The organism is Pseudomonas nicosulfuronedens, assembly GCF_005877905.1.
Lineage (GTDB): Bacteria > Pseudomonadota > Gammaproteobacteria > Pseudomonadales > Pseudomonadaceae > Pseudomonas > Pseudomonas nicosulfuronedens.
Genome location: NZ_SWDV01000004.1, coordinates 230,793 through 252,324 on the forward strand (window position 1 = coordinate 230,793; position 21,532 = coordinate 252,324).

The following is a 21,532-nucleotide window of genomic DNA, read 5'->3' on the forward strand; positions in this document are numbered from 1 at the left end:
GGCTTTTCTGTAGGAGCGAGCTTGCTCGCGAACCAGGGCCAACGACTGAGGCAGAAGCATCAGGACCGTAGGATGGGTGGAGCTTGCGATACCCATCGGCGATGTCTGCCGGTTCATTGACGGGTATCGCTTCGCTCCACACCATCCTGCGCAAAGCCTCCAAGCACACAGCATGCGAGGCGGTCACCAGATCTTGTACACCTGCCCGCTCTGCTTGCCTTCCACGCTGCGGGCGAAGCCCAGCGCGGCATTGGCGGCCGGCACCGGCTTGAAGCCGCGGAAGAACGGCGCGTAGCCTTCCATCGATTCCACCAGCACGTTCGGGCTCACCGCGTTGATCCGCTGGCCGCGCGGGAGTTCCAGGGCGGCGCTGCGCACAAAGCCTTCCACTGCACCGTTGACCAGGCTGGCCGAGCTGCCCAGGACGATGGGCTGTTCGCTGAGGATGCCGGTGGTCAGGGTGAAGGAGGCGCCATCATTGGCGTACTGGCTGCCGATCAGCACCAGGTTGACCTGGCCCATCAGCTTGTCCTTCAGACCGACTGCCATTTCCGCCTCGCCCATTTCCGAGAGTGCACCGAAATGCACCTTGCCAGCGGTACTGATCAACGCGTCGAAACCGCCGACCTGCTCGAACAGCTTGCGGATCGAGGTGCTGTCGGTGATGTCCACGCGATAGTCGCCGCTGCTGCGGCCGACGCGGATGATGTCGTGGCGCTGGCCCAGTTCATTGGCGACCGCCTGGCCGAGGGTGCCGCTGGCGCCGATCAGGATGATTTTCATGAGGCTCTCCACTGAGGGGTATGGCTGAAGGTGAATTCAGTCTAGAGTGGCTTCCTGTTGTGATAATCCAGCTAATCGATAACCTTTGGTTTTCATATGGAAACAATAACCAGCGACCTGGAAGACCTTTCCGCCTTCGCCGTGCTGCTGGAGTGCGGCAGCTTCACCCGTGCCGCAGAGAGGCTCGGCTGCAGCAAGGGGCAACTGTCCAAGCGAATTTCCGCGTTGGAGCGTGCTTTGGGGGCGACGCTGCTGCACCGTACGACGCGGCGTCTGTCGCTGACCGCCGCAGGCGCTGCGCTGTTGCCCGAGGCCCAGGCGCTTAACGCCCAGGCCGCAAGGGCGCGGCAGGCGGTGCTGGCTTTGCAGGAGGAGGCGCAGGGCAAGGTGCGGCTGAGCGTGCCGGTGTCCCTGGGCGAGACCTTCTTCGATGCCTGGCTGATGGAGTTTTCCCGCCAGTACCCGGATATCCGCCTGGAGCTGGACCTGTCCAACGAGCGCCGGGATCTGATGGCCGACGGCTTCGACCTCGCCATCCGCTCCGGCAGCCTGGCAGTGGACGAGCGCCTGGTGGCGCGGCCGCTGTTCGCCCTTCAGGAACTGACCTGCGCGACACCGGCCTATCTCGCCGAGCACGGCGTGCCGCAGGTTCCCGCGGAGCTGGCCGGACATTCCTGCCTGCAGAACACTCACTACCAGGACAGCGACGTCTGGCTCTATCAGCGGCACCACGAACTGTTCCGCGTGACGGTGAATGGCCTGCTGGCGAGCAACCACTACACCTTGCTGAAGAAGGCAGCGCTGGCCGGGGCAGGGATCAGCCGGTTGCCGTCCTACATGATTCAGCGGGAATTGGCTGAAGGCAGCCTGGTCTGGCTGCTGCGCGACTACCAGACCCGGACCCAGCCGGTGTTCCTCATCCATCCGTACCAGAGCCGCCTGCCGCGTCGTACGCAGCTGCTGGCGGACTATCTGCTGCGCTGGTTCGAGCGCAGTCGGATGCAGCTGGTTGCCCTGGAAGGCTGAAAGAAAGTTCGTTCAGCTTCGTTCAGCGTTGGTTCAGAGAGGGTTCAGGGGGAGTTCAGGGACCGATCGTTAGGCTTTCACCATCACTTTTGAGAGCCTTCCGAGGTCAACATCATGAACCGTCCCACGCTGATTCTGACTGCCCTGTTTGCCAGCGCCGCTCTGCTGAGCGGCTGCGCTTCCAACCTGTCGGGCTCTTCCTACTCCCGTGCCGACGCTCGCTCCGTGCAGAACGTGCGCATGGGCACCATCGAATCGCTGCGCCCGGTGCAGATCGAAGGCACCAAGACGCCCATCGGCACCCTGGCCGGTACGGCCATCGGCGGCATCGCCGGCAACTCCATCGGCGGCGGCCGCGGCAAGGCCATTACCACCATTCTTGGCGGCGTCGCTGGCGGCGCGGCAGGCTCGGCGGTGGAAGAGGGCATCACCCGCACCCAGGGCGTCGAAATTGTGGTCCGCGAGGATGACGGCGGCACCCGCGCCTATGTCCAGGCGGTGGATTCCCAGCAGTTCCGGGTCGGTGATCGCGTTCGCATCATGTCCGTCAACGGCGCCAGCCGCGTGACCCTTTGAGCTGACGCGGAGATCCCACCATGCGCCGCCTGTTGATCGCTCTGTTGCTGACCGTCGGCTATGGCACCGCCATGGCCGATGACGACGGGGGATTCTGGTACTTGCAGACCAGCGTCTACACCACCCACTGGACCAACGATCCGGAGCACAACAACCACCAGGAACTGATCGGCCTCGAGCGTAACCGCGCCGATGGCATCGTCTGGGGCGGCGCGACCTTCAAGAACTCCTTCAGCCAGCGCTCCAACTACGTCTACGCCGGCAAGCGCTTCGACTGGGACGGCACGCCGTTCTACGCCAAGGTCACCGGCGGCGCGCTGCAGGGCTATCGCGGCGATTATCGCGACAAGATTCCGCTGAACCGCTTCGGCGTGGCCCCGGCGATCATTCCTTCGGTCGGGGCGCATCTGGGGCCGGTCGGTGCTGAATTCGTGGTGCTGGGGGGCTCGGCGGCGATGGTCAACGTCGGTGTGCGCTTCTGATCTTTCTGTCAGTCGAAATGAAACGGGCCGCGATGAATGTTCATCGCGGCCCGCGTCGTTTCTGAAAGAGGAAAGTGTCAGGCAGTAACGTCCTTCAGCGTCTTGTCCAGGCAATCGATGAACAGCTCGGCATGTTCCTGCTCGAAGGCCAGCAACGGGCGAATCTTCAGGATATTCTCCAGCGGCCCTGCCGCGCTGATCAGCACGCCACGTTCGCGCATGCCGTTGACCACCTGGCGGGTCTGGTTGGCGGCAGGTGCTTTCGACGCACGGTCGGTGACGAGTTCTACACCGAGGAACAGCCCCGCGCCGCGCACGTCTCCAATCAGCTCATGGCGCTCGGCCAACTGGCGGATGCCGTCGGCGAGGAAGGCGCCGATGCGCTGGGAGCGTTCCTGCAACTGCTCGTCGCGTATCACGTCGAGCACCGCCTGGGCCGCCGCGCAGGAAACCGGGTTGCCGCCGAAGGTGTTGAAGTAGCGCACCTCCCGGCCAAAGCTCTCAAGGATTTCCGGGCGAACCACCACGCCGGCGATGGGCTGGCCGTTGCCCATGGGCTTGCCGAGGGTGACCAGGTCCGGCTGCACGCCGTGGCGCTGGAAGCCCCACATGGCATCGCCGGTGCGGGCGAAGCCGCTTTGTACTTCGTCGGCGATGTAGAGCAGGCCTTCGTCCTGGGCGACCTTCACCGCTTCGGCGAGGAAGCCGGGCGGGCCTGCCAGCACGCCGTCACTGGCGAAGATGCCGTCAAGCAGCAGCGCGGCGGGCTTGATGCCGTGGGCGCGCAGGTCGGCAATGGCGGCACGCACGTCGTCGGCGAACAACTTGCCGACATTCTCCGCGCCCAGCCGATAGGCATCCGGCGCACGCACGGTGCGTGCATGGGCGGGAAGAGTGATGCCGGAACCCAGGGACGGCGACAGCTCGGAAATGGTGCCGGTGACGCCGTGGTAGGCGAAGCGGGTGATGATCACCCCGGTGCCGCCGGTGTACTGGCGGGCGATGCGCAGGGCGAGGTCGTTCGCCTCGCTGCCGGTGCAGGTGAACATCACCTGGTCGAGGCCGGTGGGGAAGGTGGCGAGCAGGTCTTCGGCGTAGTCGAGGATGCCTTCCTGCAGGTAGCGGGTGTGGGTGTTCAGCACCGCCGCCTGGTTGGCGATGGCCTGTACCACGCGCGGGTGGCAATGGCCGATGGAGGCGACGTTGTTGTAGGCGTCGAGGTAGCGGTTGCCCTGGTTGTCGTAGAGCCACACGCCTTCGCCGCGCACGGTGTGCAGCGGGCGCTCGTAGAACAGGCGATAGGCCGGGCCGAGCAGGCGCGCGCGGCGCTCGATCAGGCGGCGCTCCTGTTCGCTCAGGCGCTCGGCGTCGGCGGCGCTGAATCCGTTGGGCATGGTCATGGGCGGGGCTCCTCTTCTTTCCTGGTGGCTTGGCAGGCCGCAATGATCTGCTCCTGCGCCTGTTCCCGGCTCAGGCCGGCCAGGCCCAGCAGGCTCTGCCAGGCGTGGCGGGTGTTGCGCAGGATGTAGTCGCGGTTCTCGGGGTGCAGGCTGGCGCGCCAGGCGGTGATGCTCAGGGTCATGATCAGGCGGGTGGCGATCAGGTCGGCAAGGATTTCCTGTTCCTCGGCCAGCAGCGGGCAGCGGCGGTGGTAGGCGGCGATCATCTCGCAGGCGGTGGCCAGCGGCGCGTCCGGTTCGCCCACCTGGTAGGCGGCGGCGACGCCGAGGTCGTTGATCAGCGGCGCGTGAACCATGTCGCCGAAGTCGAGGATGTTGCGCACCTGGTCCGGATGCCGCGCATCGACGATGACGTTGTGCGGGTTCAGGTCGTTGTGGATGACCTGGGCGCGCAACGTGGCCTGGCGGGGTAGGGCGTGGCGCTCGAAGTTGTCCAGGAAGCGTTCGACCAAAGCACGTTGCTCTTGATCCTGGATGTAGATCAGCAGGTTGCGCAGGCGTGAGGCGTGCTTGAGGTCCCAGAGCAGTTCATGGCCGGCGGTGGCCGGGTGCTCGAAGCCCTTGAGCGCCAGGCCCAGGCGGGCCAGGTCGTCGCCCAGGTTCTCGCGCAGGGCGCGACTGCGTTGCGGGACCCGGTGCAGCGGGACGCCGTCGACGAAGGAGAACAGCCGGGCAATCATCGGCTGACCATCGACGGTGATGGGAATCTGGTGCTCGCCGTTGAGCGAAGGGTAGACGCGCTGGACCGCCAGGGCCGGGTCTTGTGCCTCGACGCGGAGCAGGGCGCGGGTCTGGAAGTCCACGACCTGCGGGTCTTCCAGCGGGTGCGAAAGTTTCAGCAGGCGGTCGTCGCCATGGCCGTGGGCGATGTGGAAGTTCAGGTCGCGTTCGCCGGCGAGGCGATGCAGGGTGCCGCGCTGGCCGAAGTATTGCTCGGCGATGGCAGCGGCCTGGGCGTCGTTCACCTGGGCGGGGGCCGCTTCCAGCAGGTGGTCGTGGACGGGAGCGGTATTGAGGGGCACGGGTACATCTCCAGCAAGGTTCAGCGGGTCCAGCAGGTTCAGCGGGTGCAACAGGTTCAGTGGAACTTCGGTGGTGCGGTGTCCGGACGTTGCCGCCGTCCGGCGCGGGGCCGGACGGCGGCGCTGGGGGTTACTTGCTCGCCCAGGCGTTGAAGCGTGTCTCCAGTTCCTCGCCGTGGTCGATCCAGAACTCGGTGTCCATGGCGCGCGCGTTCTCCAGGTTCTGCGGCGCGGTGGGGAGTTTCGGCGCGATGGCGGCGTCGATCAGCGGAATGGTGTTCTTGTTGGTCGGGCCGTAGGGGATGTTCTCGGCGAAGACCTTCTGGTGTTCGGGCTTGTTGGCCAGGGCGATGAACTGCTCGGCCAGCTCCTTCTTCGGACTGCCCTTGACGATGGCCCAGTGGTCCAGGTCGTAGATGCTGCCGTTCCACTGGATGGCGAAGTCGCGGCCTTCCTTCTGGGCGGTGGCGACGCGGCCGTTGTAGGCCGAAGTCATCACCACGTCACCGGCGGCCAGCCATTGCAGCGGTTGTGCGCCGGCTTCCCACCACTGGATGTAGGGCTTGATCTCGTCGAGCTTCTTGAACGCACGATCCACGCCTTCCTTGGTGCCGAGCACCTTGTACAGGTCGGCCTGTTTCACGCCGTCGGCTTCCAGGGCGAATTCCAGGGTGAACTTGGCGCCACGGCGCAGGCCGCGCTTACCCGGATACTTCTTCACGTCCCAGAAGTCGGCCCAGCCGGTGGGGGCGCTGGCGAGCTTCTTGGCGTCGTAGGTAAGCACCGTGGACCAGATGAAGATGCCTACACCGCAATCGCTCACGGCGGCGTCGAGGAAGTCGGCTTGCTTGCCGAGCTTGGACCAGTCGAGCTGTTCGAACAGGCCTTCGCTGCAACCGCGCATCAGTTCCGGGGACTCCACCTCGACCACGTCCCAGCTGGTCTTGCCGGTGTCGGCCATGACCTTGATCTTGGCCATCTCGCCGTTGTACTCGGCGCCCTGGACGGTGACCTTGGCCTGCTGCTCGAAGGGTTTGTAGAAGGCCTTTTCCTGGGCCACCTTGTTGTCTCCACCGAAGGACACCACGGTGAGTGTTTCAGCCTGGGCCTGGGCGGCGGCGCCGGCCAACATCATCAGTGCTATGGCTTTCTTGAACATGCGATGACTCCTGAGCGGGCCAATCCGGCCCATGAATAAGAGGGCAGCTTCAAGAGTGGGGCGCTGCGCCGGACCAAGCTGGAAGGCCGGCTGATACGCCCTCGGACATCAGGGAGAGGAACGGGCGGAACGGGTGTGGTCGATCATGGGAAGGTGCTCCGTTTCTTGTTGTTGTTCGGATAGCTCGTTGTAGGACCAAGCTGAGCCGATTAAAACACCTTCCAAAACATGATGCATCATGTTTTTATTGGCGCCATTGGTCCACGGACGCAAACGAACAGCGCGCACTCAATAAAGGGAATGCATCTATGAACCAGACCCGTACCTTGCTTCTCACCGGTGCCAGCCGCGGCATCGGCCACGCTACGGTGAAGCACTTCAACGCCGCCGGCTGGCGTGTTTTCACTGCCTCGCGCCAGGACTGGAGCGCCGAATGCCCCTGGGCCGAAGGGCTGATCAACCACATCCACCTGGACCTGGAGGACATCGACAGCGTGCAGGCCAGCCTGCCGATGATCCGCGAGAAGCTCGGCGGCAGCCTGCATGCTTTGGTGAACAACGCCGGCATATCGCCCAAGGGCCCGGAAGGCGAGCGTCTAGGCGTGCTGGGCAGCGACTACGGCACCTGGCTCAAGGTGTTCAACGTCAACCTGTTCTCCACCGCATTGCTGGCGCGCGGGCTGTTCGACGAGCTGAAGGCGGCCAAGGGCTCGGTGATCAACGTCACCTCCATCGCCGGCTCCCGCGTGCATCCGTTCGCCGGTGCCGCCTACGCCTGCTCGAAAGCCGCGCTGGCGGCGCTGACCCGCGAGATGGCCCACGACTTCGGCCCGCACGGTGTGCGTGTCAACGCCATCGCGCCGGGGGAGATCGATACGGCCATCCTGTCCTCGGGTACCGAGCTGATCGTCGAGCGCGACATTCCCATGCACCGCCTGGGCAAGCCGGAGGAAGTCGCCTCGCTGATCCACTTCCTCTGCACCAGCGGCGCGTCCTACGTGAATGGTGCGGAAATCCACGTCAACGGCGGGCAGCATGTGTGAAACCGGCTGGCATTCGGCGCGATCAGCGACCATCATGCGCGCCCGAATGCCGCACCACGCGATGAGACAGCCATGAACTACCCGATCGAAGGGCTCAATCATTCCTACCTGGGCAGCGGTGTCTACGCGCTGCTGCGCGAGGCGCTGATCACCGGCCGCTTCAAGCCCGACGACCGCCTGCGCATCCGCGACCTGGCGCAGCAACTGGGCACCAGCGTCACCCCGGTGCGCGACGCCATCCTGCAACTGGCCAAGGAACAGGCGTTGGTGCTCAAGACCCCGCGCGATATCCGCGTACCGTTGCTGACTCGCGAGCAGTACCTGGAAATCCGCAGCATCCGCGTGGCGCTCGAAGGTCTCGCTGCGGAGACCGCCGCCGCCCGCGCCCGCGCTGACCAGCTGGATGAGCTGGAAGCCAACATCCGCGAGAACCTCGACGCGATCCACGCCGAGGACCTGGTCCTGGCGCTCAAGCTCAACCAGGCCTTTCACTTCGCCCTGGCCGACATCGCCGGGATGCCGCTGCTGCGCGCCTTCCTCGACAGCCTGTGGATGCGCACCGGTCCGCTGATCGCCCAGGCCTACGCTGACTTCAACGAACGCATGGCCATCGAGCACCACTGGGATGTCCTGCGTGCCCTGCGCGAGCGCAACGGCACTGCTGCCCGCGCAGCGATCCACGCCGACCTGCTGGACGGCAGCGAGAAGATGCTGGAGTTCATCGCCCAGACCGAAGAGCCGGAGCAGGAAGCCGGCTGAGCCTGCTCGCTCCCTGTAGGAACGGGCCACGCCCGTGATCGCGGGCATGGCCCGCTCCTACAGGTTTGGCTCCGAAGTTCGGGGTTTTGTAGGAGCGGATCTTATCCGCGACCCGGCCGCCCGGCCGGAAGTCTTGTCCCGGCTGCGCCGGATTTTCGCGGAGAAGCTCCGCTCCTACGAAGAGCGAACGCTCAGACCGCACCGTCCTTGCGCAGCGCGGCGATAGCCGCGGCGTCGTAACCCAGTCCGCTCAGCACCTCGTCCGTATGCTCACCCAGCTTTGGCCCGATCCATTCGGCGCTGCCAGGGGTATCGGACAGCTTGGGCACGATGCCGGGCATGCGGAAGGGTTTGCCGTCCGGCAGCTTGGCCGAGAGGAACATCTCCCGCGCGAGGAATTGCGGGTCGCTGAACATGTCCTCGGCGGAGAAGATACGGCTGGCCGGCACTTCGGCTTCGTTGAGTACCTTCAGCACGGTATCCAGCGATTCGGAGCGCGCCCAGCGGTCGATGATGCCGTACAGCTCGTCGCGGCGCGCATCGCGGCCATCGTTGCTGGCCAGGGTCGGGTCTTCGGCCAGGTCGAGGCGGCCGATGGCGGTCATGAAGCGGCGGAAGATCGCGTCGCCGTTGGCGGCGATCTGCACGTGCTTGCCGTCGGCCGTGGTGTGCACGGAGGAGGGGGTGATGCCGGGCATGATGTTGCCGGTGCGTTCGCGGATGAAGCCGAACACATCGAACTCCGGCACCATGGATTCCATCATGGCGAATACCGCCTCGTAGAGCGCCACGTCCACCACCTGCCCGGCGCCGCCATTCACCTCTCGATGGCGTAGCGCCATCAGCGCGCCGATCACGCCCCACAGCGCGGCGATGGAGTCGCCGATGGAGATGCCGGTACGCACCGGCGGGCGGTCCTCGAAGCCGGTGATGTAGCGCAGGCCGCCCATGGATTCGCCCACCGCGCCGAAGCCTGGCTGGTCCTTGTACGGGCCGCTCTGGCCGAAGCCGGAGAGGCGCACCATCACCAGCTTCGGGTTCAGCGCGTGGATCACCTCCCAGCCCAGACCGAGCTTCTCCAGCACACCGGGGCGGAAGTTCTCGATCAGGATGTCGGCCTCGGCCAGCAGCTTCTTCAGCACCTCGCGGCCGGCCTCGTGCTTGAGGTTCAGGGTCAGCGAACGCTTGTTGCGCGCCTGCACGAACCACCACAGCGAGGTGCCCTCGTAGAGCTTGCGCCACTTGCGCAGTGGATCGCCGCCGTCGGGCGACTCGACCTTGATGACTTCGGCGCCGAATTCCGCGCACAGGCGCGAGGCGAAGGGGCCGGCGATCAGGGTGCCGAGTTCGATGACCTTGAGGCCGGCGAGGGGTTTGGCGGTGCTGTTCATCGGTCTGTCCGATCAGATAGGAATCGCCGGACTCTAACGCTTGTGCGCCGCTTCGAACAGGCCGCCGGGCAGGCGTCTGGAAACGGTGCTTTGCGCTGGCCTTGAGCGCGCGTAGAGTAGCCACATTCAGATGTTTCCCACTTCGGCTCGCTCGGTTTCGCGCAGGTATACCGTGATGCGTTCGTCTTCCTTCCCACAGCCCGATGGTCTGACGGCATTCTCTGAGGAATGCGCGCAGGTGGGTGGCGAGGGGGCTGCATGACGTTGAACCTGCCGACGCTGGTAGTCGTCGACCTCTACGTGCTGACCCTGGTCGGCGTGCTGATGGCTTTCGCCTGGCACAGCGGTCGACGCGATCACACGCTGGGCTTCATGAGTGTCGCGCTGTTGCTGGGCGCTATCGGCACTTTCCTGGCCACGCTGCGTGGCATGGGCATCGACTGGTTGCCGATCCTGGTCGGTAACGTGGTCCTGCATCTCTCCTCGGCGATGACCTGGACTTCCATGCGCGTCTTCACTGGACGCAAGCCGCATTGGCCATTGATCGGAGCGGGCGCGGCGCTCTGGGCACTGCTGTGCCTGGTTCCGCCGTTCTATGAATCCCTGGCGGCGCGCATCGCGGTCAGTACGGGCATCACGGTCATCTATTGCATCGCAGCTATCAGCGAGTTGTGGCGGGACCGCCGGAAACTCGATGTGGAGCTCAAGCCGACGCTGGCATTGTTGCTGTTCCATACCCTCGTTTATTCGGTGCGCCTAGTGGTCGACCGTGGCATGCCGTTCGAGAGCGTGGCCAACAACGGCCAGGGCTCGACCTTCTTCACCTTCCTGGTCTTCGAGACCATGTTGTTTGCCATCGGCATCGCCTTCGCGACCCTGGCGATGGTCAAGGAGCGCGCCGAGCTGCAGTTCCGCAGCGCCGCCCTGAGCGATCCGCTGACCGGCGTGGGCAACCGCCGGGCGTTCATGGAAACCGGTGAGCGCCTGCTGCGCCTGTGTGCCGAACGGGGCGAGCAGGCCTCGCTGCTGCTCTGCGACCTGGACAACTTCAAGCGCCTCAACGATTCCTTCGGCCATCCGGCGGGCGACCGCGTGCTGGTGGAGTTCAGCCGCATCACCGCCTCGCGGATGCGCAAGCACGATCAGTTCGCCCGCATCGGTGGGGAAGAGTTCGCCTGCCTGCTGGTGGGTGCCGATACCGAAGGGGCGTGCCAGGTGGCGGAGCGGGTGCGCCGTGAATTCGCCGAGCTGCCATTCATGGCTGAGGGCCAATTGAGCGTGAGTATCGGCATCGCCACCAGCCGCGAGGCCGGGCACGACCTGTTGCGCCTTCTCTCGCTGGCCGACCAGGCGCTCTACGCCGCCAAGGCCAAGGGCCGCAACCGGATCGAGCTCGCCGCACCGGAGCCGGGAACCGACCGACGTCCGCGGACATAAGCCACGGCGTCGGTGCTTTCGCGGTAGACTTGCCGCCTTCGAAAATTCGCCGGGAACGCCCATGGCCCTGTCCGCCACGCCCTACAAAGCCGATATCAGCCTGACCGACCTCGACCGTGGGGTCTACGAGACCCTGCGCTTCACCGTCGCCCGCCATCCCTCGGAAACCGAGGAGCGCCTGGCGGTGCGCCTGCTCGCCTATGTCATCTGGTACAACGAGCAGCTGGCTTTCGGACGCGGCCTGTCGGACGTAGAAGAACCCTCGCTCTGGGAGAAGAGCCTGGACGATCGCGTACTGCACTGGATCGAGGTTGGCCAGCCCGACGCCGAGCGCCTGACCTGGTGCTCGCGCCGCTGCGAGAAGCTGACCCTGGTCGCCTACGGCAACCTGCGCGTGTGGACTACCAAGGTGCTCGACAGCGTGCGCCACTTGAAGAACCTCAACGTCGTCGCCATGCCCCAGGAAGCGCTGGAAGAAATCTCCCGCGACCTGCCTCGCTCGATCAACTGGACCGTGATGATCAGCGAAGGGACCATCTTCGTCACCGACGAGCGTGGCCAGCACGAGCTGCAAGTGGAGTGGCTGATGGGCGAGCGTTAATCGGCAGCTTCACCCGCTGTAACCAGGGCGCCGGGATCGGCGCCTGAATGAATCGACTGGAACACCCATGCGCATCGAATCCCGCCCGCTCCCGCAAACCCTGCCCAACCTGGGCGACCTGCCGCCGCTGCTGACCCGTCTCTACGCCGCCCGTGGTGTACAGAGCGCCGAAGAGCTGGACAAGGGGCTGGCGCGGCTGATCCCGTACCAGCAGCTCAAGGGCGTGGACGCGGCGGTGGAACTGCTGGTTGATGCACTGGAGAAGGGCCAGCGGATTCTCTACGTCGGCGACTTCGACGCCGACGGCGCCACTGCCAGCAGCGTCGGCGTGCTGGCTCTGCGCATGCTCGGCGCGGCCTGGGTCGACTATCTCGTCCCCAACCGTTTCGAGTACGGCTACGGCTTGACCCCGGAAATCGTCGCCGTGGCGCTGGAGAAGCGCCCGGACCTGCTGGTCACCGTCGACAACGGTATCTCCAGCATCGATGGCGTCGCCGCCGCCAAGGCCGCTGGCCTGCGTGTGCTGGTCACCGACCATCACTTGCCGGGGCATGAGCTGCCGGCCGCCGACGCCATCGTCAACCCGAACCAGCCCGGCTGCGACTTCCCCAGCAAGGCCATGGCCGGTGTCGGTGTGATCTTCTACGTCATGCTCGCCCTGCGCGCTCGCCTGCGCGAGCGCGGCTGGTTCTCCGCACGCGGCATCGCCGAGCCGAACCTCGCCGAACTGCTCGACCTGGTGTCCCTGGGCAGCGTCGCGGACGTGGTACCACTGGACGCCAACAACCGCATCCTGGTGCACCAGGGCCTCGCTCGCATCCGTGCCGGCCGAGCCCGCCCTGGCCTGCGGGCGCTGCTGGAGGTCGCCGGGCGCGATTGCCGGCGGATCACCTCCACGGACCTGGGCTTCATCCTCGGCCCTCGCCTGAACGCCGCCGGCCGACTGGACGACATGTCCCTGGGGATCGAGCTGCTGCTCTGCGACGACGAAAGCGTCGCCCGTGACATGGCGGTGCAGCTCGACCAGCTCAACCAGGATCGCAAGGCCATTGAGCAGGGCATGCAGCGCGAAGCACTGGCCCAGCTCAAGGAATTGCCGGTGGAGGAGATGCCTTTCGGCCTGTGCCTGTTCGACCCGGAATGGCACCAGGGTGTGATCGGTATCCTCGCCTCCCGCCTGAAGGAGCGTTACCACCGCCCGACCATCGCCTTCGCCGATGCCGGCGATGGCACGCTCAAGGGCTCGGCGCGTTCGGTGCCGGGATTCCATATTCGCGACGCACTGGATGCCGTGGCCGCCCGCCATTCGGGGCTGATCAGCAAGTTCGGCGGCCATGCCATGGCCGCCGGCCTGTCACTGCCGCAGGAGAACTTCGGCGCCTTCGCCGCCGCCTTCGATGCCGAGGTGCGCCGCCAGCTGGACGAGGAAGACCTCACCGGTCGCCTGCTCTCCGATGGCCAGTTGGGCGCCGAGGAGTTCCACCTGGAGCTGGCCCGCGCCCTGCGCCAGGCCGGTCCCTGGGGCCAGCACTTCCCCGAGCCGCTGTTCCACGGCATCTTCCAGATCGTCCAGCAGCGCGTGGTCGGCGAACGTCACCTGAAGCTGGTGCTCAAGACCGAATGCGGCTCGCTGCAGCTGGACGCCATCGCCTTCAACATCGACCGCGAAATCTGGCCAAACCCCACCGTGCGCTGGGCGGAAGTGGCCTACAAGCTGGACGTCAACGAGTTCCGTGGCAACGAGACCGTGCAGTTGATGGTGGCGCATATCGCGCCACGTTGAGAGGGCTTCAGGTCTGCGCGCTCACTGGCACAGGCAGGAACATCTGTCTGCTACTGAAAATCCGTGCCTGGGATCCCCCTCTCCCCGCCCTCTCCCTGAAGGGAGAGGGAGCCGCTCGGTATGGCCGGGAGGTACGGCGTTCCGCTTGCTGCCGTTCAGTCCCCTCTCCCTTCAGGGAGAGGGTTAGGGAGAGGGCCGATTCTTGCGCCGAGCTATCTCGTTGCGAAGCTCAGATGCCTTTGATCTCGCTCGGCTCGACCTCGACCTGATAGCCCGGCCCGACATCGAAGAGGATGTAGAAGTCCTCGGTAGGGCGCTTGAAGGTCAGGCTGGAGTCCGCCCCCAGCTTGCCGGGCATCAGCATCTTGTTGTCGGCGGCGCTCATCACGTCCAGCGTCACTCCCGGGGCGTCGCTGCCGTCGGTGAAGCCGCCGACGCAGCGGATGGTCTCGGCATCCAGCGCGGTGCATTCGCAGAAGGGGGCGTGTGCCAGGGCACTGACGCTGACGGCGAGGCCGAGCAGCGCGGTGGCGGTTTGCAGGATCGCTTTCATCAAGGGCTCCGGGTCTTTTCCAGCCACGCCACCAGCGTCGGCGAGGCCTTGTCGAGGGGAATCTGCGTCTGGTGCACGGCGCCGTCCCAGCCTTCCACCGTCAGCCAGAGCTGGTCGCTCGGGGTGACGCGGGCCGGGATCGTGACCTCGGCGAACAACTGGTGCGGCGTGCCGGAGAACAGCCCGCCGGCCGCCCGCAGGCTGCGCGGCTCGCCAATGCGCAGGTAGGCAGCTTTCACCTGTGGATAACAGCTGTCGCAGAAGGCCAGGGTGAACGCCTTGACGAAGCCTGCGCGGCCTTCGTCTTCCGGATCGCCCACCTCCCATTCGGCCATGCGCGCGGTCCAGGGGCCGACCTGCAGGTTGCCGATCTCGCGCTCGCCCAGGCCACGCAGGCCTCGGTCCAGCTTCGCTTCGTGGAAGTAGTGGGGCATGAAGCCCAGCGGGATCAGCACCAGCAGGGCGCTGAGGTGGAATCGCCAGCGCAGCCACTGGCGGCGCAGTTTGCTGTGGCCGCTCATTGGCTGGTCTCCGGGGTGGCCGCGACGGTGATCCGCTCACGGGCCTTCTGCTTCTTCAGTTCCTTGGCGGTGGCGATCAGGGTGCGCTTGCTCCAGATCATCAGGCCGCTGAGCACCATCATGCTGAGGATCAGGCCGAACACGAACCAGATCAGCTTGACCCACACGCCGCCGAAATCGCCGGTGTGCAGCGGGCGCATGGACTCGGTGACGAACTCCAGGCCCGAGCGGTCGCCCAGCAGGCGGGTCGAGGCCACGCTGCCGTCGTAGGGGTTCACCTGGGCGCTTTCGAACATCAGCGGGTACCAGGCCTTGCCGAAGATGGTCACGGGATCGTAGGCGCTGGAGGGCAGGCGGAAGAAGGTCGGCTCCAGGCCGGGAATTCGCTGCTGGGCGGCGAGCACGGCGGCGTCCAGGCCGATTCGCGGTGGTGCCTTGCCGTCGGCGCTCAGGGGAATGCTGTCGCGCTGAATGATGGTCGGCACGCCTTCGCTGGAGATGGAAATGGCGTTGTCGTAGAGCACCGCCTGGATCAGGAACCAGGTACCGGTGATGGAGATCACCGCGATGAACCAGATCGACCAGATACCCATCAGCCGGTGCACGTCGCCCCAGAAGATGCGCGCACCCTGGCGCAGGCGCAGCGTCGGCTTGAGGAAGCCGCGCCAGAAACGCTTGTACACCACCAGCCCGGTGACCAGCGAGGCGAGCATCGGCAGGCCGAGCAGCGAAACCAGGTACCAGCCCCAGCTGAAGCCATGGGTGAAGGGCACCAGCCACCAGCCGTGCAGCGCGCGGGTGAACTGGCGGAAGTCGAAGAGTGGCACCTTGCCCTGGATGACGCCGGTATAGGGGTTCACGTAGAGCGCGGCGCTGGAGCTGTCGGGGTAGGTGACGCGCGCCAGCAGGGCGAAATGCGATTCGCTCGGCGCACTGAGCATGTGCACGGCCGCTTGCGGCTGTTGCTGTGCGACGGCTGCCAGCACCTGGTCGTAACCCAGACGCGGAGTTTCGTCGTCCGGCGCATTGGCGCGTACGGCTGGGTCCACCAGCCAGACGATCTCCTGGCTCACCGTGGCCAGGGTGCCGGTGATGCACACCAGGAACACGAAGAACCAGATGGGCAGCGCCAGCCAGCTATGAACCAGGAACCAGAGCCTGGAGCGGGATTTCTTGGACATGGGGAATCACGGCCACGCAAGGAAAAAGACCAATGAAAGAGCCCCCGCCGGACGAGGCCGGCGAGGCGCGAAGACACCAAGGAGCAGCGGTGTTCTAGGAGTAAGGACGGATGAGATCGAAAAACCGGCCATGTGCAGTTGCAAATAAATGTTTCGGAGCGGCTTTTCGCGTCTTTTCCATTTCTTTACACATTTTCGGTGCGCGTTTTTGCCGGCTCATCCGTCTTGTATGTGAAAGCGATCGATTCGCAACGGAAGCGAACCTCAGCCCAACAACAGGAGAACCCGCATGACCCACTACCTTCGCCAGCTCACGCTGCTGGCCGTGGCGCTGAGCTGTGCGCCGCTGGCCAGCGCGGACTATCTGTGGCTGGAACGCGAAGCCGGCCAGAGCGCGAAAAGCTACTTCAGCGACCTGCAGCCGGGTGAGCGCCTGCCGGTGGCCCAGCTGCAGAACCCCCACGTCGTCCTGGGCGACGGCAAGACTGCGCCGATGAAGGCGGGCGTCGAGTCCTTCGAGATCGACAAGGCGCCGTCGGGTGACCTGCGCGCGGCCGCCCAGCGGGCCGAAGGCAGCACCCTGACCATCTATCAGGCCCGCGAGGGACGCACTGAAACCCGGGCGCAGAATGATCTGGAGCTGGTGCCCACCACGCCCGGCGGCAACACCTTCGCCCTGCACTGGAAAGGCACTGTGGTGCCGGCCTCGCAGGTCAACGTGTACACCTCCGAGCAGTGGAGCCGCAGCCTGAAGCCGGCGACGGATGGCACCGTCACCCTGGCCACGCCGTTCCCGGCGCGCTACGTGCTGGAGGTTTCCGCCCAGGTCAATGGCGGCGCCAGCGTCGATGGCAAGCGCTACGACAGCGTGATCCACGTTTCCACCCTGTCTTTCGAGGTGCGCTGAAATGAGAGTCGCGATGAAAGTCAGTACCCCGGCACCGGTCCGCCCACGCCTGCCGCGCCCGGCGCGGCAACTGCTGGAGCACGCCGGCCTGCGCAGCAGCCTGCCGCGCCTGAACATCCTCGATGCGCTGGTGATCTGCCGCAAGGCGACCGCCGTGGAGCTGCATGCCTACCTGGAGGAGCCGGGCCTGCCGATCTCCCTCAGCTGCGTCAGCCAGACCCTGCGCAGGCTACACCTCTCCGGCCTGCTGGAGCGTGACGAGAACAAGCGATACAGCCTGGCACCCGGAGCGGTGGCAGCCATGGGCAAGTCGAGCGGATTGCACTGACAGCAAGGATGTAGGGGATGGGACGGGGGAAAAAGGGCCGCCTGCTGACGCTGGCGGCCCTGTTGGTCGTTGTGGGGGGAGGCTTGGTCTGGGCGTTCGGCCGCAATGGCGTGCAGTACCAGACCCAGCCAGTGGCGCGGGGGGATATCGAGGCGACGGTGAGTGCCATCGGCACGCTCCGACCGCGCACCCAGGTGGAAGTCGGCGTACGGGTGTCCGGGCAGATCGACCGCCTGCTGGTGAAAGCCGGGGATGTGGTGAAACAGGGCCAGTTGCTCGCCGAGATCGACCCGAGGATTCCGCAGGCCACGGTGGATGCCGGCAAGGCACAGCTGGCCGACCTGCAGGCGCAGCTCGCCGAGCAGCGCGCGCAGCTGCAACTCGCCCAGCAGAAGCACGGCCGCCAGCGCCAGATGTTCGCGGAGGGCTCCACACGCCTGGAGGACCTGCAGACGGCAGAGGCCGAGCAGAAGGTGTCTGCTGCACGCATCGACCAGTTGCAGGCGAAGATCCAGCAGACCCGATCGACCCTGAGCGCCGACCAGACCCAGCTGGACTACACCCGCGTCTACGCCCCCATCGCCGGTGCGGTGATCTCGGTGAAGGCCGAGCAGGGCCAGACTCTCAATGCCACCTACCAGACCCCGGCTATCCTGCGCATCGCCGACCTCTCGTCGATGACCGTCTGGACCGATGTATCCGAGGCCGATGTGGGGCGCGTGCGCGCCGGTATGCCGGTGCGCTTCACCACCTTGGGCGGCGATGGCCGCAGCTGGACTGGCACGGTGCGCCAGGTACTGCCAGCGCCGGAAGAGCCCAAGACCGAGGACAGCGCTAGCAGCAGCCAGGCCAGCAGCGGCACCAGCAAGGTCGTGCTCTACACCGTGTTGTTCGACGTGGACAACGCCGACGGCGCGCTGATGCCACAGATGACTGCCCAGGTCACCTTCGTCAACGCTGCCGCCAAGGGCGTACTTGCCGTACCGCTCACCGCGTTGGAAGCCCTGCCACAACAGCGCGGCATCTATCGCGCGCGGGTGCTCGATGGTTCCGGCAAGGCGCAGACCCGCGACGTACGCATCGGCGTGCGCAATCGGCTGCAGGGCGAGGTGCTCGAAGGTCTCGCCGAAGGCGACGAGCTGATACTCGGTGAGCTGACTGCCCAGGAAGGTCCGCGGAGATTCACCTGGTGACCGCCGTGATCGAACTGGACGGCATCGTCAAACACTATGGCGGTGGCGCGAGCCCGACGGTCACGGTGCTGCATGGGGTGTCCCTGCGTATCGAACCGGGCGAATTCGTCGCCATCGTCGGTGCATCTGGCTCCGGCAAATCGACCCTGATGCACATCCTTGGTTGCCTGGACCGCCCGAGCGCCGGCCGCTACCGTTTTGCCGGCACCGACGTGTCGCAGATGGGCAGCGACGAGCTAGCCTGGCTGCGCCGCGAGGCGTTCGGCTTCGTGTTCCAGGGCTACCACCTGATTCCCACCTGCAGCGCGCGGGAGAACGTCGAGGTCCCCGCGCTGTACGCAGGCCGTCCCACAGCGCAGCGCCAGCAGCGCGCCGCCGACCTGCTGCGCCGCCTGGGCCTGGGCGAGCGCCTGGACAATCGCCCCAACCAGCTGTCCGGCGGTCAGCAGCAGCGCGTGTCCATCGCCCGCGCGCTGATGAACGGCGGGCGCATCATCCTCGCCGACGAACCCACGGGGGCGCTGGACAGTCGCAGCGGCGAGGAAGTCATGGCCCTGCTGGACGAACTGTCCGCCCAGGGCCACACGCTGATCCTGATTACCCATGACCGCGAAGTGGCGGCGCGGGCGAAGCGCGTCATCGAGATCCGCGACGGACACATCGTCGCCGACAGCGGCGGACAGGCGGGCGAAGCTGCGCTGCCATTACCCGATCTGCGGGATGCCCGCGATGCCGGTGGCGCCAGTTTTGCGGGAGATCTGCTGGAAGCCCTGCGCTCAGCGTGGCGAGTGATGTGGTTGAACCGCTTCCGTACCGCGCTGACGCTGCTGGGCATCGTCATCGGCGTCGCCTCGGTGATCGTCATGCTCGCCATCGGCCTGGGCACCAAGCAGCGTGTGGTGCAGCAGATGGCCTCCCTCGGCGCCACCATCATGTACGTCAGTGGCGACTATCCGCCCGAAGGCGGCCCCATGGGCGCGGTGACGGTCGAGGACTTGGCCGCCGTGTCCGAGCTGCCACAGGTGCGCCACGCAATGCCGGTGATCGGCAACGCCCTGACCGTGCGCTACGGCAACCTGTCGAAGTCGCTGTACACCTTCGCTTCGACCGAGGAGATGCCGCTGATCCATCGCTGGCCGGTGGTGCAGGGACGTTTCTTCACCGCCGCCGAAGACCGCGAGCTGGCGCCGCTGGTGGTGATGGGACACAAGGCCTGGACCTACTTTTTCCCCGATGGCGAGAGCCCGCTGGGACGGCAACTGCTGGTGGGCAACGCGCTGTTCGAGGTGATCGGCGTACTCAAGGAAAAGGGCGCCGACTCGGGGGTCGAGGACTACGACGAGATGCTCTTCATCCCTTACAACGCCGGGCGCGCGCGGGTCTACAAGGGCATGACCGACCCGGATTACGCGGTTATCGACGCCATGTCCCCGGCGCTGGTGAAAGAGGCCGAGGAGGCCATGCAGGAGCTGCTGCTGGAGCGCCACGGACGCAAGGACTTCGGCATCGGCAATGCCGCCGCCAAGTTGCAGGCCCAGGCCGAGGCGCAGGACAGCATGACCCTGATGCTCAGCCTGATCGCCGCCGTCTCGCTGCTGGTGGGTGGCATCGGCGTGATGAACGTGATGCTGATGACCGTGCGTGAACGCACCCGCGAGATCGGCATCCGTGTCGCCACCGGCGCGCGGCAACGGGACATCCTTCGCCAGTTCCTGTCCGAGTCCACCTTGCTGAGTCTGGTGGGCGGACTGATCGGCGTGGTCATCGGCCTGTCCATCGGCACCGTGCTGCTGCTCAGTGGTGTGCCGGTGGTGTTTTCGCTCACGGCGTGCCTTGGCGCTTTCGGCTGCGCGCTGGTCACCGGGCTGGTGTTCGGCTACGCGCCGGCCCGCAAGGCGGCGCGGCTCGATCCGGTCGTCGCCCTGGGAGGTGAGTGATGAGGGCCCGCCTTTCGCTGTTCTGCCTGCTGCTGGCCGGCTGCTCCTTGCAGGAGCCGGCGCCGCCGCACCAGATTGCCGCGCCCGCCGCCTGGACTCAGACGGTGGCGCCCGCCGAGGCAGAGTGGGACGAGCAATGGTGGAAGCAATTCGGCAGCGCCGAACTGGACCAATTGGTAGCGCGCGCCGCCCGCGACAGCTACGACCTGCAGGCCGCCGAGGCGCGCATGCGCCAGGCGCGTGCGACCTTGCGGGTCGCCGGTGCGCCCTTGCTGCCGGAGGTGAGCGGCACGCTGAACGCCTCGCGCCAGGGGCGTTTGGGCGGGAATGCCGATGTCGACGGCAACGCATTCGGCCTGGGCCTGCAAACCCGCTACGAGCTGGACCTGTGGGGCCGCAACCGCGCCCTGCGCGATGCGGCCCGTGCGCAATGGCAGGCCAGCGAATTCGACCTGCACAGCACCCATCTGAGCCTGACCGCCGCCGTCGCCACAACCTGGCTGGAACACGCCGGTCTGAGCGCACGCCTGCGCATCGCCGGGCTGAACCTGAAGAACGCCGAGGACGTACTCGCCACCCTGGAATCGCGCCAGCGCGCCGGGGCGGCCATGCCGCTGGAGCTGGCCCAGCAGCGTGCGTTGCTGGCTGGTCTGCGGGTGGAGCAGGCGGAGCTGCGCCAGCAACTGGCGCAGAGTGAGGTCGCGGTGGCCGTGTTGCTCGGCAGTCCGCGTCAGTCGTTGCGTTTACAGTCGGGGTCATTGAACGAGCTGAGCGATCCCGACATTGCGACGGGCGTACCGTCGCAGCTGCTGGCTCGCCGTCCGGACCTCGCCCGTGCCGAAGCACAACTGCGAAGCGCCGCCGCCGATCTGGGCGCTGCTCGTGCCGCGCTGTTCCCACAACTGACGCTGGGGCTGGACCTGGGCAGTGGCGGGGCCCGGCTGGGAGATCTCGCTGACAACCCTCTCTATAGCGTCAGTGGAGGCCTGCTGGCACCGGTCTTCAACAACGGCCGCCTGACCGGCCAGCGCGACCTGGCCCAGGCGCGGCAGGAGGAACTGCTCGCGAACTATCGAGCGGCGATCATCACCGCATTCGGCGAAGTGGAGTCCGGCCTGGACGCCATTGCCGGACTCGAGGCGCGTCTGCAGGCGCAGGCCGAGCAGGTGCGCCAGGCCGAGCGCGCCTTCGAACTGGCCAACTCGCGTTATCGCGCCGGAGCTGAAGACCTGCTGGTGCTGCTGGACGCCCAGCGCACGCTCTACAGCGCGCAGGATGGCCTGGCCAGCCTGCGCCAGCTGCGTCTGCAGGCCAGCGTGGCCTTGTACAAGGCCCTGGGTGGCGGTTGGCAGGCTGGAAATACCCCACTGGCGACCTCCCTGTAGGAGCG

General features: G+C 66.2%; 21 protein-coding genes. 13 read left to right on the forward strand and 8 right to left on the reverse strand.

The annotated features are described in order from the left end of the window. Positions 1–183: 183 nt before the first annotated feature. Positions 184–783 carry a short chain dehydrogenase gene (locus tag FAS41_RS06445; RefSeq protein WP_138520776.1) on the reverse strand — a complete coding sequence of 200 codons (600 nt, stop codon included), beginning with the start codon at positions 781–783 and terminating at the stop codon, positions 184–186. 96 nt (positions 784–879) lie between these two features. Here FAS41_RS06445 and FAS41_RS06450 point away from each other — a divergent pair, with 96 nt between their 5' ends. The 3 genes from FAS41_RS06450 (at position 880) to FAS41_RS06460 (ending at position 2,867) form a co-directional block, all read left to right on the forward strand. After that, complete coding sequence (locus FAS41_RS06450; protein ID WP_138520777.1) at positions 880–1,809, forward strand: LysR family transcriptional regulator; 930 nt, start codon at positions 880–882, stop codon at positions 1,807–1,809. Positions 1,810–1,923: 114 nt separating this feature from the next. Beyond that, a complete protein-coding gene (locus tag FAS41_RS06455; RefSeq protein ID WP_138520778.1) occupies positions 1,924–2,385 on the forward strand; it encodes an outer membrane lipoprotein in 462 nt (153 codons plus the stop codon). A gap of 20 nt (positions 2,386–2,405) precedes the next feature. Beyond that, positions 2,406–2,867, forward strand: a complete 462-nt coding sequence (locus FAS41_RS06460) for a sn-glycerol-3-phosphate transporter (protein ID WP_138520779.1) — start codon at positions 2,406–2,408, stop codon at positions 2,865–2,867. Between the two features lie 77 nt (positions 2,868–2,944). On the opposite strand, the gene FAS41_RS06465 is transcribed toward FAS41_RS06460, so the two are convergent. The 3 genes from FAS41_RS06465 to FAS41_RS06475 form a co-directional block, all read right to left on the reverse strand. Continuing rightward, complete coding sequence (locus FAS41_RS06465; protein WP_138520780.1) at positions 2,945–4,267, reverse strand: aspartate aminotransferase family protein; 1,323 nt, start codon at positions 4,265–4,267, stop codon at positions 2,945–2,947. Further along, positions 4,264–5,349, reverse strand: a complete 1,086-nt coding sequence (locus FAS41_RS06470) for a phosphotransferase (protein WP_138520781.1) — start codon at positions 5,347–5,349, stop codon at positions 4,264–4,266. The genes FAS41_RS06465 and FAS41_RS06470 overlap by 4 nt, the downstream gene beginning before the upstream one ends. A 130-nt stretch (positions 5,350–5,479) precedes the next feature. Then, on the reverse strand, positions 5,480–6,508 hold the full coding sequence (locus FAS41_RS06475; RefSeq protein ID WP_138520782.1) for an ABC transporter substrate-binding protein: 1,029 nt from the start codon (positions 6,506–6,508) through the stop codon (positions 5,480–5,482). Between the two features lie 308 nt (positions 6,509–6,816). Here FAS41_RS06475 and FAS41_RS06480 point away from each other — a divergent pair, with 308 nt between their 5' ends. Then, entirely contained in the window at positions 6,817–7,551 is a 735-nt protein-coding gene (locus FAS41_RS06480; protein ID WP_045209895.1) for an SDR family NAD(P)-dependent oxidoreductase, read from the forward strand. 72 nt (positions 7,552–7,623) lie between these two features. Continuing rightward, positions 7,624–8,310 carry a GntR family transcriptional regulator gene (locus FAS41_RS06485; protein ID WP_138520783.1) on the forward strand — a complete coding sequence of 229 codons (687 nt, stop codon included), beginning with the start codon at positions 7,624–7,626 and terminating at the stop codon, positions 8,308–8,310. Positions 8,311–8,501: 191 nt separating this feature from the next. Here FAS41_RS06485 and FAS41_RS06490 read toward each other — a convergent pair whose 3' ends face one another. Beyond that, positions 8,502–9,701, reverse strand: a complete 1,200-nt coding sequence (locus FAS41_RS06490) for a CaiB/BaiF CoA transferase family protein (RefSeq protein ID WP_138520784.1) — start codon at positions 9,699–9,701, stop codon at positions 8,502–8,504. Between the two features lie 258 nt (positions 9,702–9,959). Between FAS41_RS06490 and FAS41_RS06495 the strand changes: the two genes are divergently transcribed. The 3 genes from FAS41_RS06495 to recJ all read left to right on the forward strand — a co-directional run bounded on the left by FAS41_RS06495 (position 9,960) and on the right by recJ (position 13,522). After that, positions 9,960–11,138, forward strand: coding sequence for a GGDEF domain-containing protein (locus FAS41_RS06495; RefSeq protein ID WP_138520785.1), 1,179 nt, complete (start codon positions 9,960–9,962; stop codon positions 11,136–11,138). A 61-nt stretch (positions 11,139–11,199) separates the two neighbouring features. Then, complete coding sequence (locus FAS41_RS06500) at positions 11,200–11,739, forward strand: YaeQ family protein (RefSeq protein WP_138520786.1); 540 nt, start codon at positions 11,200–11,202, stop codon at positions 11,737–11,739. A 67-nt stretch (positions 11,740–11,806) separates the two neighbouring features. Beyond that, the gene (gene recJ, locus FAS41_RS06505; protein ID WP_138520787.1) at positions 11,807–13,522 is read left to right on the forward strand and encodes a single-stranded-DNA-specific exonuclease RecJ; all 1,716 of its coding nucleotides are present in this window, start codon (positions 11,807–11,809) and stop codon (positions 13,520–13,522) included. A 229-nt stretch (positions 13,523–13,751) separates the two neighbouring features. Here the strand turns inward: recJ and FAS41_RS06510 are convergent, their stop codons facing one another. Genes FAS41_RS06510 through FAS41_RS06520 form a run of 3 tightly spaced genes read right to left on the reverse strand, consistent with a single transcriptional unit; the run spans position 13,752 to position 15,777 of the window. Further along, complete coding sequence (locus FAS41_RS06510; RefSeq protein WP_138520788.1) at positions 13,752–14,075, reverse strand: hypothetical protein; 324 nt, start codon at positions 14,073–14,075, stop codon at positions 13,752–13,754. Further along, positions 14,075–14,596 (reverse strand): thiamine pyrophosphate-binding protein, encoded by a 522-nt coding sequence (locus FAS41_RS06515; protein WP_138520789.1) that lies wholly within the window; start codon positions 14,594–14,596, stop codon positions 14,075–14,077. Before FAS41_RS06515 ends, FAS41_RS06510 begins: the two co-directional genes overlap by 1 nt. Then, complete coding sequence (locus FAS41_RS06520; RefSeq protein WP_138520790.1) at positions 14,593–15,777, reverse strand: PepSY-associated TM helix domain-containing protein; 1,185 nt, start codon at positions 15,775–15,777, stop codon at positions 14,593–14,595. The genes FAS41_RS06515 and FAS41_RS06520 overlap by 4 nt, the downstream gene beginning before the upstream one ends. A gap of 289 nt (positions 15,778–16,066) precedes the next feature. On the opposite strand from FAS41_RS06520, the gene FAS41_RS06525 reads away from it, so the two are divergent. Genes FAS41_RS06525 through FAS41_RS06545 form a run of 5 tightly spaced genes read left to right on the forward strand, consistent with a single transcriptional unit; the run spans position 16,067 to position 21,527 of the window. After that, complete coding sequence (locus FAS41_RS06525) at positions 16,067–16,684, forward strand: hypothetical protein (RefSeq protein ID WP_138520791.1); 618 nt, start codon at positions 16,067–16,069, stop codon at positions 16,682–16,684. Positions 16,685–16,697: 13 nt separating this feature from the next. Continuing rightward, positions 16,698–17,012 (forward strand): transcriptional repressor, encoded by a 315-nt coding sequence (locus FAS41_RS06530; protein ID WP_138520792.1) that lies wholly within the window; start codon positions 16,698–16,700, stop codon positions 17,010–17,012. A gap of 17 nt (positions 17,013–17,029) precedes the next feature. Beyond that, a complete protein-coding gene (locus FAS41_RS06535; protein WP_138520793.1) occupies positions 17,030–18,205 on the forward strand; it encodes an efflux RND transporter periplasmic adaptor subunit in 1,176 nt (391 codons plus the stop codon). Continuing rightward, the gene (locus FAS41_RS06540; RefSeq protein ID WP_138520794.1) at positions 18,199–20,142 is read left to right on the forward strand and encodes an ABC transporter permease; all 1,944 of its coding nucleotides are present in this window, start codon (positions 18,199–18,201) and stop codon (positions 20,140–20,142) included. Before FAS41_RS06535 ends, FAS41_RS06540 begins: the two co-directional genes overlap by 7 nt. Then, on the forward strand, positions 20,142–21,527 hold the full coding sequence (locus tag FAS41_RS06545) for an efflux transporter outer membrane subunit (RefSeq protein WP_138520795.1): 1,386 nt from the start codon (positions 20,142–20,144) through the stop codon (positions 21,525–21,527). Before FAS41_RS06540 ends, FAS41_RS06545 begins: the two co-directional genes overlap by 1 nt. The last annotated feature ends 5 nt before the right edge of the window (positions 21,528–21,532 follow it).